Below are 13,199 nucleotides of genomic sequence, written 5' to 3' on the forward strand. Positions count from 1 at the left end.
GGCGCGCGGCCGGCCGCTTTTCGCCGGATGCCGAATCCCGTGCCTTCAGGCGCCGGGCGCCGTCCGCAAGGGGCAATCCCGCCCCATAGCGACCCGCAGTGCCGGTTTTCACCCACGTTTGACCCATATCAACAAGGCCTTGACTGGCCCGTATCGGCAAGCGGCCTGCAAATTTATACTGAAACGAGTTTGCGGCTCGCAGGGTGCGATGGCCAGGACTCCGGGACGCTTGCATCATTTGGTGAACATTCATGGACATTGAAAACAAGGACGCCCAGTTGCCCGCACTTCCCGAAGGCGTGATTGCCTTGGTGCCGATGCGCAATGTCGTGCTGTTTCCGCACGCCCTGGTGCCTATCAGCGTCGGCCGTCCTCCATCGGTCGCGGCGCTCCAGCACGCAAAAAATACCGGTGCCATGCTGGGCATCGTGTTGCAGCGCGACGAGCAGGTCGACGAACCAGGGCGTGAGGCCTTGTTCGATGTCGGGACTACGGCCAAGGTGGTGCAGTACGTGGATTCGGACGGGCAGTTGCGCCATGCCCTGTGCCAGGGCGTGGGGCGTTTTCGCATTGAGGCGCTGGTGCCGGGCTATCCGTTTTTGGCGGCCCGCGTGCAGTTCATCCAGGAGCCGGCCGAGGTTTCCATGCAGGCCGAAGCGCTGGGCCTGCAGCTGCGCGAGCGGGCGGCCGAGATTCTCTCGCTGCTGCCGGGGGCGCCGGCCGAGTTGGCGCAGACGCTGCAAGCGGTGAAGTCACCGTCACACCTGGCAGACGTCGTGGCGAGCCTGCTGGACAGCGAGGCCAGCGACAAGCAGATGCTGCTGGAAATGGCCAGCCCCGAAGAGCGGCTGCAAAAGCTGCTGCAGATGCTGTCACACCGCATCGAGGTACTGCGGCTGTCGCAGGAAATAGGCGCGCGCACCAAGGAGCAGATCGACGATACACAGCGTAAATACATGCTGCGCGCGCAACTCAAGGCCATCCAGAAGGAACTGGGCGAGGAAGACGGCAGCAGCGAGGACGCGGCCCAGCTCGGCGAGCTGATCACGAAGGCGGGCATGCCGGCCGAGGTGGAAGCCCAGGCGCGCAAGGAAATGGCACGCCTGCAACGGATGCCTGATGCGTCCAGCGAGTACTCGATGCTGCGGACCTACCTGGAGTGGATGACCGAGTTGCCGTGGACCGTGCCGGCCGCCAGTCCGATCGATCTGGCCGAAGCGCGCCGCATCCTCGAAGCCGATCACTATGGGCTGGAGCGTATCAAGCAGCGCATCGTGGAGTACCTGGCCGTGCAAAAGCTCAATCCGCAGGGACGCGCGCCGATCCTTTGCTTTGTCGGGCCGCCGGGGGTGGGCAAGACCTCGCTGGGCCAGAGCATCGCGCATGCGCTGGGGCGACCGTTTGTGCGCGTGTCGCTGGGCGGTGTGCATGACGAGGCCGAGATTCGCGGTCACCGCCGCACCTATATCGGCGCCATGCCGGGCATGATCGTGCAAAGCCTGCGCAAGGCCGGCGCGCGCCACTGCGTGATGATGCTCGATGAGGTCGACAAGTTGTCGCCCAGTGCCCACGGTGACCCTTCGGCGGCCTTGCTGGAGGTGCTGGACCCGGAGCAGAACGCCACGTTCCGGGATAGCTACCTGGGCGTGCCGTTTGACCTGAGCCGTGTGGTGTTCGTGGCGACGGCCAATGTGATCGACCATGTGCCCGCGCCGATGCGCGATCGCATGGAGGTGATCGAGCTGCCGGGCTACACCCAGGAGGAAAAGCTGCAGATCGCCCAGCGCTACCTGGTGCGGCGCCAGCGCGAGGCCAATGGCCTGCAGGCCGACCAGTGTGAGCTGACCCCCGAGGCCTTGCGGGCCGTGGTGGCCGACTACACCCGGGAGGCCGGCGTGCGCCAGCTCGAGCGCGAGATCGGCCGCGTCATGCGCCACGCTGCCGTGCAGATCGCGGATGGCTCGAAAGCGCAGGTGCGCGTCGATGCGGGTGATCTGGATGCGATTCTTGGGCCGGCGAAGTTCGAGCATGAAACCGCTCTGCGCAGCAGCGTGCCGGGCGTGGCCACCGGGTTGGCCTGGACGCCGGTGGGCGGCGATATCCTGTTCATCGAGGCGAGCCGCATGGCGGGCAGCGGCCGGCTGATCCTGACCGGCCAGCTCGGCGATGTGATGAAGGAAAGCGCCCAGGCCGCGCTGACGCTGGTGAAATCGCTGGCCAGCACCCTGCGCATTCCGGCGGAAAGGTTCGAAGGCATCGATATTCATGTGCATGTGCCGGCCGGTGCGATTCCGAAGGACGGGCCGAGCGCCGGGGTGGCCATGTTCATTGCGCTGGCCTCGCTGTTTACCGACCACGCGGTGCACCATGACATGGCGATGACCGGCGAGATCAGCCTGCGCGGCCTGGTGCTGCCGGTGGGCGGCATCAAGGAAAAGGTGCTGGCCGCCCAGCGTGCCGGCGTGCGCACCGTGCTGCTACCGCGCCGCAACGAGAAGGATTTGCGCGACGTGCCCGAGTCCACGCGCCAGGCGCTGACCTTTGTCTGGCTGGATCATGTCGATGACGCCATTCGTGCGGCGCTGGGCGATAGCGCCAGGTCGGGCGATGGCTTCGTGCTGGTGTGAGAGCCGTGCCATGCCCTGGACGATGCAGCGCTATCCGGTGTCGATGCGGCACCTGCCGGAGTTCACGCGCCTCAAGGCGATAGAGATTGCCAATGCGCTGCTCGGCGAGGGCATGGAGGAAGGGCGGGCCATCCGTATTGCCATCGCGAAAGCCAAGGAATGGGCCCGGCGCCACCCTGACCCGCTTGCCGGCGCCGATTGATCGGCCAGGCGGCTTGATCAGTTGGCTTAAACTTCTTCTCAAACCCAGGCCCGCCCGGCCTGCAATGGCGGCCTTGGGGGCGTCGATATCCCCCTCATAGATTCAATTCGGAGATTTCCCAGATGGCAATAGAACAACAGGCGATTTTGACTACGCTGCAAGAGGTGCTCGACCCCAACACCGGCAAGGATTTCATCAGTACCAAAGTGCTGAAAAATCTGCAGGTCAGCGGCGATGACGTGTCGTTCGACGTGGAACTGGGCTATCCGGCCAAGAGCCAGATTCCGGACATGCGCCGGGCCTTGATTGCCGCCGCCAAGGGTGTGGCCGGAGTGCAGAATGTCTCGGTCAACATGACGGTGAAGGTCGAGGCGCACGCGGTGCAGCGCGGCGTGCAACTGCTGCCCAACGTGAAGAACATCGTCGCGGTGGCGTCGGGCAAGGGCGGCGTGGGCAAGAGCACCACGGCTGTGAACCTGGCGCTGGCGCTGGCGGCCGAGGGCGCCAGCGTGGGCCTGCTCGACGCCGATATCTACGGCCCCAGCATTCCGATGATGATGGGCATCGAAGGCCGCCCCGAGAGCGAAGACGGCAAGACCATGGAGCCGATGGAGAACTACGGCGTGCAGGTCATGTCGATCGGTTTCCTGGTAAACCAGGACGAGGCCATGATCTGGCGCGGCCCGATGGCCACGCAGGCGCTGGAGCAGTTGCTGCGCCAGACCAACTGGAAGGGCCTGGACTACCTGATCGTCGATCTGCCGCCCGGCACCGGCGACATCCAGCTCACGCTGTCCCAGCGCGTGCCCATGACGGGCGCCGTGATCGTCACCACGCCGCAGGACATCGCGCTGTTAGACGCCAAAAAAGGCATCAAGATGTTCGAGAAAGTCGGCGTGCCGATCCTCGGCGTCGTGGAAAACATGGCGGTGCACGTGTGCAGCAATTGCGGCCATGTCGAGCACATCTTTGGCGAAGGCGGCGGCAAGAAGATGGCGGCCGACTACGGCATGGCCTACCTGGGCGCACTGCCGCTGGACATGCAGATCCGGCTGCAGGTGGATGGCGGCAAGCCCACCGTGGTGGCCGATCCCGAGGGCGAGGTGGCCGGCATCTACAAGGCGGTGGCGCGCCAGGTGGCGGTGTCGATCGCGGCCAAGAACAAGGACTTCGCGTCCAAGTTCCCGTCGATCAAGATTTCCAAGAATACTTGAGCATTTCAGGGCTGTAGCCCTTACTGGTATTTGGTATGCAGCTATCGTTTTGATAGTACGCGCCACCTCAGGACGTCTGCCTCAGGGGCGCTTTGACTCCTGCTCGCGCAGCTTGAAGCGCTGGATCTTGCCGGTGGCGGTCTTGGGCAGCTCGGCCACGAATTCGATGAAGCGCGGGTACTTGTAGGGCGCCAGCCGCTCCTTCACGAACGCCTTCAGCTCGGCTTCATCGGCCTGGGCGCCGTCCTTCAGCACCACGAAGGCCTTGGTCTTGGTCAGACCGTCGGCGTCGTTGACGCCGATCACCGCCGCCTCCAGCACGGCCGGGTGCTGCACCAGCGTGGCCTCCACCTCGAACGGTGACACATAGATGCCGCTCACCTTGAGCATGTCGTCGCTGCGTCCCGAATAGGTGTAGCTGCCGTCGGCATTGCGTACGTACTTGTCGCCGCTCTTGGTCCAGCCGCCCTGGAAGGTGTCGCGCGTCTTGCTGCGGTTGCCCCAGTACATCATGGCGCTGGACGGGCCCTGGATGTACAGATCGCCGGGGTCGCAGGAGCCATCCGCATGCAGTGGCACGGGAAGGCCGTCCTCGCCGCGCAGTTCGATCTGATAGCCCGGCACGGGCCAGCCGGTGCTGCCATAGCGCACCTTGCCGGGCCGGTTCGACAGGAAAATGTGCAGCATCTCGGTGGAACCGATGCCGTCCACGATGTCGACACCGAAGTGACGCTGGAAGCGCTCGCCGATTTCGGCCGGCAGCGCCTCGCCGGCAGACGACACCAGGCGCAGCGCGACGTCGCCGCGCGCCGGCAGCTGCGGGCTGGCCAGCATGCCGGCAAAGCCGGTGGGGGCGCCGTAGAACACCGTCGGCTTGACGCCACCCACCTGGCCCAGCCAGCGCCTGAAGGTGGCCTCGGGCGTCGGCCGCTCCGCCATCAGGATCGTGGTGGCTCCCACGCTCAGCGGAAAGGTCAGGGCGTTGCCCAGGCCGTAGGCAAAGAACAGCTTGGCGGCCGAGAAGCAGACGTCGGACTCGGCGAGGCCCAGCACGGCCTTGCCGTACAGCTCGGCTGTCCAGTAGGCGTTGGCGTGTGAATGCACCGTGCCCTTGGGCCGGCCGGTGGAGCCGGACGAATAAAGCCAGAAGCCGGGGTCGTCCGGCCCGGTGGCAGCGGGCCTGGCCAGCGGCGACTGGGCCTGCACAAAGGCCTCGAACTCCACCTCGGACGGGTGCAGCGGCGCGACCGGGCGCGACACGATCACCTTGTGCACCTCGTGGTCGGACCGGGTCATGGCCGACACGAGCGCCGGCAGCAGCGCGCCCGACACCAGCACGGCCTGGGCGCGTGAGTGTTCGAGCATGTAGGCGTAGTCGTCGGCCGTCAGCAGCGAGTTCACCGCCACCGGCACCATGCCGGCGTACAGCGCGCCCAGAAAGCTCACCGGCCAGTCATTGCAGTCGTGCATCAGCAGCAGCACGCGCTCCTCGCGCTTGATGCCGAGCGCGCGCAGGCCGGCAGCCAGGCGGCGCACGCGGTCCTCCAGTTGGCCGAAGCTGAGCGAGCCCAGGTCGTCGACGAAGGCTGGTTTGGCGGCGCGCCCGCTATTGCAGGTCAGCAGGTGCTGGGCGAGATTGAAGCGCTCGCCGGGGGGCGCAACGGCCGGTGCGCCGGCCGGGGTCTGGGGGCTGGAGGAGGATGTGCTCATGCTGGTTTCCGATACATTTTTAGGGGGGCAGGTTCAGGCGGCGCCGAGCCGCTTCAGCGCGGCGGTGCTGGCCTGGATGGCGCTGCGGCGGTGGTAGAAATTGAGCGCGCGCAAGCCACCCAGTTCTTCGCCGCCGCCGGCGCGGCCCGGCCCGCCATGCAGCGACATCGGCATCACATTGCCGTGGCCCGAATGCAGTGCGGCAACGTCCGGCGAGATGGCGTGCACCCGGCCATGGGACGAGGCCAGTTCGATCGCCGCGTCCGCGATGAAGGCCGGGTCGTCGCCATAGACCGAGGTCACCAGCGAGCCCTGGCCGCGGCGGATCAGGGCCAGCGCCTCGTCCAGCGACGCGTACGGCATCAGCGTGGCCACCGGGCCGAACACCTCGACCTCGTGCAGCACGCGCGCCGCGTCGGGGTGGCGTGTGCCCAGCAAGGTCGGGCCGACGCAGGCGGCGATGGCCGGGTCGGCATCGACCAGCGTGTGGCTGGCGCCGTCGTGCAGCACCTCGGCCTCGGCACGCAACTGCGCCAGGCCGGCCTGCACCGCGTCCAGTTGTTCGCGGCTGACCAGCGAGCCCATGCGCACGCTGGCGTTGCGCGGGTTGCCGACCGTCACGCCGGCGAGCTTGGCGCTGATGGCCTGGCTTGCTGCGTCGTACAGCGCGGCGGGCACGAAGATGCGGCGGATCGCGGTGCACTTCTGGCCGGCCTTGACCGTCATCTCGCGCACCACTTCGCTCACCAAAAGTTTGAAGACATCCGAGTCGGCGGCCGTGCCGGGGGCCAGCAGGGCCGAGTTCAGGCTGTCGGCCTCGATGTTGACGCGCACCGACTGGGCGGCGACGGCGCGGTGGCTGCGAATGACATGGGCGGTCTCGGCCGAGCCCGTGAACGAGAGCACGTCGAACGGCTGCAGCGCATCCATCAGCCCGTTTGATGAGCCGCACACCACCGACAGTGCGCCAGCGGGCAGCACGCCGGCGTCGATCACGTCCTGCACCATGCGCTGGGTCAGCCACGCGGTGGCGGTGGCGGGTTTGATAATGACCGGCACGCCCGAGAGCAGTGCCGGCGCGGCCTTTTCCCACAGGCCCCAGGACGGGAAGTTGAAGGCGTTGATGAACAGCGCCACGCCATGTGTCGGCACCATGATGTGCTGCGACTGGAAGGTCGGGTCCTTGGCCATGCGCGCGGCCGGGCCGTCGAGCATGAAGCGCACGTCGCCCAGCGCCTCGCCCTGCTTGGCGTAGTAGCCCAGAGTGAAGAGGCCGCCGTCGATGTCCACGGCCGAGTCCTTGGCGGTGGTGCCCGAGTTGGCGGTGGCGATCTCGTAATACGCATCGCGGTGGGACTGCAGCACCTTGGCGGCGGCCGCCAGCATCGCGGCCCGCTCGGCGTAGGTCATGGCGCGCAGCGCGCGGCCGCCCTGGTCGCGCGCAAAGGCAAAACCTTCGATCAAGTCCAGGCCGCCGTTGCTGACGCGGACCAGTTCGGTACCGAGCACCGGGTCACGCAGCAGGGCACCAGGGCCGCTGCCGGTTTGCCAGCGTCCGGCGAGGTAGTTGGGGAGTAGGGGAGAGGAGGTGTTCATGATGGAGGTCAAGCAGTCGTTGAAAGTTTGAAAGTCCGGCTTGCAAGCCCTGAACTTCCCTGTATAAATGAATTATTGTGCGTGCAACAATAATATGCATTATTATGCATGTCAAGTGCCAATTTGATTTTCCGGGGTTTTCCCTGCAATGGTTCGTCATGGAGTTGTAGTTCATGGGCGCAGATTTGACAGATTTGATGAATGTTGAGGCGCTGCCACTGGCGGCGCAGCTTGAGGCACCCGGGGAAGAGGTGCGCAGCCCTTTTCTGGTCGCGCTGGGCGAGCGCGTGCGCACCTTGCGCTCGCGCCGTGGCATGACGCGCAAGGCCGTGGCGCGCGCGGCGGACGTGTCGGAGCGGCATCTGGCGAACCTCGAATACGGCACGGGCAACGCCTCCATTCTGGTGTTGCTGCAGGTGTCGCAGGCGCTGCAGTGTTCGCTGGCAGAGATGCTGGGCGACATCACGACGTCGTCGCCCGAATGGCTGCTGATTCGCGAGCTGCTGGAGCGCCGCAGCGAGGCCGACCTGCGGCGCGCCCGCATGATGCTGGGCGAATTATTGGGTGCCGGCGGCGACAACGAACCCGCCCGCAAGGCGCGTATTGCGTTGATCGGGCTGCGCGGCGCCGGCAAGTCCACGCTGGGCCGGCGACTGGCCGACGACCTGGGCTACGCCTTCATCGAGCTGAGTCGCGAGATTGAAAAATTCGCGGGCTGCGGCATCAGCGAAATTCACAACCTTTACGGTGCCCATGCGTATCGCCGCTACGAGCGCAGGGCGCTGGAAGAGGCGATCCAGATCTATCCCGAAGTGGTGATTGCCACGCCCGGCGGCCTGGTGTCGGACGCGGCCAACTTCAACCTGTTGCTCACGCACTGCTACACCGTGTGGCTGCAGGCGGCGCCGGCCGACCACATGGCGCGCGTGGCGGCGCAGGGCGACCTGCGGCCCATGGCGGCGAGCAGGGAGGCGATGGAAGACCTCAAGCGGATTCTGGTGGGGCGCTCGGCCTTTTATTCCAAGGCAGATCTGACTTTCAACACCAGCTTGCGTCCGCTGGAGGAGAGTTTCGAGGCACTGCGCACGCAGGTGCGCAGCGGCCTGGCGCTGTCGCCATGACAGCCGGGGGGCGCAACACAGAAGAATAAATGTAACATGCATGAAAATGCATTTGACATTGAGTTTTATATGAATTATTATTCATATTCGTTGCACCTTGGTGCATTCATCTGAACTCCCTTCTTCAACGATTCCCGCAGGAGCAAACATGGCCGACATGACGCCCGTGGTCTACCAGACCACCCCTTCCCAGTACAAACACCTGAAGCTGAGTTTCGAGGGCCAGGTGGCGACCTTGTCCATCGACATTGCGGAAGACGGCGGCATTCGCCCCGGCTACAAGCTCAAGCTCAATTCCTACGACCTGGGGGTGGACATCGAGCTGTACGACGCGCTCAACCGCATCCGCTTCGAGCACCCCGAAGTGCGCAGCGTGGTCGTGACCAGCCTGAAGGACCGCATTTTCTGCTCGGGCGCCAACATCTTCATGCTGGGTCTGTCCAGCCATGCGTGGAAGGTCAACTTCTGCAAGTTCACCAACGAAACCCGCAACGGCATCGAAGACTCCAGCAAACATTCCGGACTGAAGTTTGTGGCCGCTCTCAATGGCGCCTGCGCCGGTGGTGGCTACGAGTTGGCGCTGGCCTGCGACGACATCGTGCTGGTGGACGACCGTTCCTCCACCGTGTCGCTGCCCGAAGTGCCGTTGCTGGGCGTGCTGCCCGGCACCGGCGGCCTGACCCGTGTGACCGACAAGCGCCATGTGCGCCACGACCTGGCCGATATTTTCTGCACCACCTCGGAAGGCGTGCGCGGCCAGAAAGCGATTGACTGGCGCCTGGTCGACGCAATTGCCAAGCCGCAGCAGTTTGCGCAGGTGGTCAGCGAGCGCGCGGCCAAGCTGGCGGCCCAGAGCGACCGCCCGGCCGGCGCCAAGGGCGTGGCATTGACCCCGCTGCAGTGCATCAAAACGGCCGATGCCCTGGCCTACAGTTTTGTCGCCGTGGCCATCGACCGTGCCAACCGCACTGCCACCTTCACCGTGAAGGCTCCTGCCGCGGCACAACCCACGGACATCGCCGGCATCGAAGCCCTGGGTGCCGCCTGGTGGCCGCTGGAGATGGCGCGCGAACTCGACGACGCCATCCTGCACATGCGCACCAACGAACTCGACGTCGGCAGCTGGATTCTCAAAACCACGGGCGACGCCAAGGCCGTACTGGCCTGCGATGCGACGATGCTGGCGCACAAGGACTACTGGCTGGTGCGCGAAACGATTGGTCTGCTGCGCCGCACGCTGGCCCGGCTGGACGTGTCCTCGCGCAGCCTGTTTGCGCTGATCGAGTCCGGCTCCTGCTTCGCCGGCACGCTGGCCGAGCTGGCCTTTTGCGCCGACCGCACCTACATGCTGACGCTGCCGGACGATGCCGACAAGGCACCGGCACTCGTGCTGAACGAATTCAACTTCGGCTTTTATCCCATGGTCAACGACCAGTCGCGCCTGGCGCGCCGCTTCTATGAAGAAACGGCGCCGATGGAAGCGGCGCGCGGCGCGGCCGGCAAGGCGCTCGACGCCGATGCGGCCGAGGCGCTGGGCCTGGTGACCGCGGCGCTGGACGACATCGACTGGGCCGATGAGATCCGCATGGTGATCGAGTCGCGCGCCGCGATGTCGCCCGACGCCCTCACGGGCCTGGAGGCCAACCTGCGCTTTTGCCAGAAGGAAAACATGGCGACCCGCATTTTCGGGCGCCTGACGGCCTGGCAGAACTGGATCTTCAACCGCCCGAACGCGGTTGGCGAAAAGGGCGCGCTCAAGGTCTACGGCAAGGGCGAAAAGGCCGCCTTCGACCTGAACCGCGTCTGACACCCCGGCCAACTTCATAGAACCCACTTTCACCCACAGACCAACTCCCGGAGATCCGTCATGTCAACGATCAACTACAGCGAAAAAATCCCGAACAACGTCAACCTCGGCGAAGACCGCACCCTGCAGCGTGCGCTCGAGCAGTGGCAGCCCAACTTCATCCAGTGGTGGGACGACGTCGGTCCGGACGGCTCGACCAACTTCGACGTCTACCTGCGCACCGCGGTCAGCGTCGATCCCAACGGCTGGGCCCAGTTCGACCACGTCAAGATGCGCGACTACCGCTGGGGCATCTTCCTGAACCCGGGCGACGCGGAGCGCAAGGTCCACTTTGGTGACCACGCGGGCGAAAGGGCCTGGCAGGACGTGCCCGGCGAACACCGCGCCAACCTGCGCCGCATCATCGTGACGCAGGGCGACACCGAGCCGGCTTCGGTCGAGCAGCAGCGCCACCTGGGTCTGACCTGCCCGAGCCAGTATGACCTGCGCAACCTGTTCCAGGTGAATGTGGAAGAAGGCCGGCATCTGTGGGCCATGGTCTACCTGCTGCACAAGTACTTCGGCCGCGACGGCCGCGACGAGGCCGATGCGCTGCTGCAGCGCACCTCGGGCGATGCCAACAACCCGCGCATCCTGGGGGCCTTCAACGAGCAGACACCCGACTGGCTGGCCTTCTTCATGTTCACCTACTTCACCGACCGCGACGGCAAGTTCCAGCTGTCGGCGCTGGCCGAGAGCGCCTTCGACCCGCTGGCGCGCACCACCAAGTTCATGCTGACCGAGGAAGCGCACCACATGTTCGTGGGCGAGAGCGGCGTCTCGCGCGTGGTGGCCCGTACCGCGCAGGTGATGAATGAGCTCAAGACCGACGACGCGGCCAAAATTCGTGCGGCCGGCGCCATCGACCTCGGCACGGTGCAGCGCTACCTGAATTTCCATTACAGCGTGACCATCGACCTGTTCGGTGCCGACCAGTCGAGCAACGCCGCGACCTTCTACAGCTCGGGACTGAAGGGCCGCTACGAGGAAGGCAAGCGCGGCGACGACCACGTGCTCAAGGGCCAGACCTACAAGGTGCTAGAAGTGCAGAACGGCCAGTTGGTCGAGAAGGACGTGCCGATGCTGAATGCGCTCAACGAAGTGCTGCGCGACGACTTTATCAAGGACTCGGTGGCCGGTGTCGGCCGCTGGAACAGGGTGCTCGAAAAGGCCGGCATTCCGACGCGGCTGGCGGTGCCGCACAAGGCCTTCAACCGCCAGATCGGCGCGCTCGCGGGCATCAAGATGTCGCCCGAAGGCCGCGTGGTGAGCGAGACGGAGTGGGCCGCGAAGAAGAACGAGTGGCTGCCCTCCGCCGACGACTTCGCGTTCGTGGCCTCGCTGATGGGTCGCGTGGTCGATCCCGGCAAGTTTGCGGGCTGGATCGCGCCGCCGGTGATGGGCATCAACCGCCAGCCGGTAGACTTCGAATACGTCCGCTTCGGCTGATTGATTGCCCCCCTACAGGGGGAGGGCTTTAGGAGAAAACACATGGACATGGCCGTCGACGCGCGTGCGATCAAGCAGCACTTGATCGACCCCGAAATCTGCATCCGCTGCAATACCTGCGAATCGGTGTGCCCGACGGGCGCGATCACGCATGATGACCGCAACTATGTCGTGAACGCCGATATCTGCAACCAGTGCATGGCCTGCATCTCGCCGTGTCCGACCGGCTCGATCGACAACTGGCGCATCATGCCGCTGGCGCGCGCCTATTCGATCGAGGAGCAGCTGACCTGGGACGAGCTGCCGCCCGAGCTCACCCCCGAGCAGTTAGCCGCCGAGGGCGTGAGCGCCGTCGACGAGGCGGCGCTGGAGACGCCAGCGGCCCCGGCACTGCCCGCCGCGGTCACCGGCGAGGCGCCGTTCAACTCGGCCGCGTTCGGCGCCGCGGTGCCGCCCTGGTCGGCGGCGCACGCCTACACCAACCTGTACGGTCCCAAGCAGGCGACCACGGCCACCGTGGTCGGCAACTTCAACTGCACCGAGGCCGGTTTCGCCAACGAGACCCACCATGTGGTGCTCGACTTCGGCGCCATGCCGTTTCCGGTGCTGGAAGGCCAGTCGATCGGCGTCGTGCCGCCTGGGGTGGACGCCAAGGGGCGCCCGCACACGGCGCGCCAGTACTCGATCGCGAGCCCGCGCAATGGCGAGCGGCCCGGCTACAACAACATCTCGCTGACCGTGAAGCGCGTCACCGAAGACCACCAGGGCCGGCCGGTGCGCGGCGTCGCGTCCAACTACATCTGCGACCTCAAGGTCGGCGACACCGTGCAGGTGATCGGTCCGTTCGGCACCTCGTTCCTGATGCCGAACCACCCGAAGTCGCACATCGTGATGATCTGTACCGGCACCGGCAGTGCACCGATGCGCGCGATGACCGAGTGGCGGCGACGTCTGCGTGCCTCCGGCAAGTTCGAGGGCGGCAAGCTGATGCTGTTCTTCGGCGCGCGCACGCAGCAGGAGCTGCCCTACTTCGGCCCGCTGCAGAACCTGCCCAAGGACTTCATCGACATCAACTTCGCGTTCTCGCGCGCGGCCGGCAGCCCCAAGCGCTACGTGCAGGACCGCATGCGCGAACGCGCGCTTGACCTGGCCGCGCTGCTGCAGGACCCCAACACCTACCTGTACGTCTGCGGGCTCAAGAGCATGGAAGAGGGTGTGGTGCTGGCGCTGCGTGATGTGGCGCAGGAGGCCGGCCTGTCGTGGGACACCATTGGCGCCGCGCTCAAGCGCGAAGGGCGCCTGCACCTCGAGACATATTGAACCACTATGCTTGCTGCTGCGGCCCGGCCCTTCACTGCGTCCGCGAGCCGCGGGCGCCGCGTAAAGCTCATCGAATTCTTCCCGGGCCGCTGAGTCTGCGCTGCGGTGCGTCCC

At 65.7% G+C, this 13,199-nt stretch carries 9 protein-coding genes; 7 read left to right on the plus strand and 2 right to left on the minus strand.

Annotated features, from left to right (window positions below; all coding sequences use genetic code 11):
• Positions 1-251: 251 nt before the first annotated feature.
• From lon to apbC, 3 genes are all read left to right on the plus strand, one after another.
• A complete protein-coding gene (gene lon, locus EUB48_RS04915) occupies positions 252-2,627 on the plus strand; it encodes an endopeptidase La (protein WP_142817873.1) in 2,376 nt (791 codons plus the stop codon).
• Between the two features lie 10 nt (positions 2,628-2,637).
• Positions 2,638-2,829: a DUF2188 domain-containing protein gene (locus EUB48_RS04920; protein WP_142817874.1), complete on the plus strand. Its 192-nt coding sequence runs from the start codon at positions 2,638-2,640 to the stop codon at positions 2,827-2,829.
• Between the two features lie 122 nt (positions 2,830-2,951).
• A complete protein-coding gene (gene apbC, locus EUB48_RS04925) occupies positions 2,952-4,043 on the plus strand; it encodes an iron-sulfur cluster carrier protein ApbC (protein WP_142817875.1) in 1,092 nt (363 codons plus the stop codon).
• Positions 4,044-4,124: 81 nt separating this feature from the next.
• Here apbC and EUB48_RS04930 read toward each other — a convergent pair whose 3' ends face one another.
• Positions 4,125-5,753, minus strand: a complete 1,629-nt coding sequence (locus EUB48_RS04930; protein ID WP_142817876.1) for a benzoate-CoA ligase family protein — start codon at positions 5,751-5,753, stop codon at positions 4,125-4,127.
• A gap of 33 nt (positions 5,754-5,786) precedes the next feature.
• Positions 5,787-7,349 (minus strand): 3,4-dehydroadipyl-CoA semialdehyde dehydrogenase, encoded by a 1,563-nt coding sequence (locus tag EUB48_RS04935; RefSeq protein ID WP_142817877.1) that lies wholly within the window; start codon positions 7,347-7,349, stop codon positions 5,787-5,789.
• A 197-nt stretch (positions 7,350-7,546) separates the two neighbouring features.
• Between EUB48_RS04935 and EUB48_RS04940 the strand changes: the two genes are divergently transcribed.
• From EUB48_RS04940 to boxA, 4 genes are all read left to right on the plus strand, one after another.
• Positions 7,547-8,470, plus strand: a complete 924-nt coding sequence (locus EUB48_RS04940; protein ID WP_142817878.1) for a helix-turn-helix transcriptional regulator — start codon at positions 7,547-7,549, stop codon at positions 8,468-8,470.
• 148 nt (positions 8,471-8,618) lie between these two features.
• Positions 8,619-10,277: a 2,3-epoxybenzoyl-CoA dihydrolase gene (boxC, locus tag EUB48_RS04945; protein ID WP_142817879.1), complete on the plus strand. Its 1,659-nt coding sequence runs from the start codon at positions 8,619-8,621 to the stop codon at positions 10,275-10,277.
• A 60-nt stretch (positions 10,278-10,337) separates the two neighbouring features.
• Positions 10,338-11,765 carry a benzoyl-CoA 2,3-epoxidase subunit BoxB gene (gene boxB / locus EUB48_RS04950; RefSeq protein ID WP_142817880.1) on the plus strand — a complete coding sequence of 476 codons (1,428 nt, stop codon included), beginning with the start codon at positions 10,338-10,340 and terminating at the stop codon, positions 11,763-11,765.
• A 42-nt stretch (positions 11,766-11,807) separates the two neighbouring features.
• Positions 11,808-13,085 carry a benzoyl-CoA 2,3-epoxidase subunit BoxA gene (boxA, locus tag EUB48_RS04955; RefSeq protein ID WP_142817881.1) on the plus strand — a complete coding sequence of 426 codons (1,278 nt, stop codon included), beginning with the start codon at positions 11,808-11,810 and terminating at the stop codon, positions 13,083-13,085.
• Positions 13,086-13,199: the final 114 nt, after the last annotated feature.

The sequence above is a fragment of the Rhodoferax sediminis genome, from assembly GCF_006970865.1.
Classification (GTDB): Bacteria; Pseudomonadota; Gammaproteobacteria; order Burkholderiales; family Burkholderiaceae_C; genus Rhodoferax_A; species Rhodoferax_A sediminis.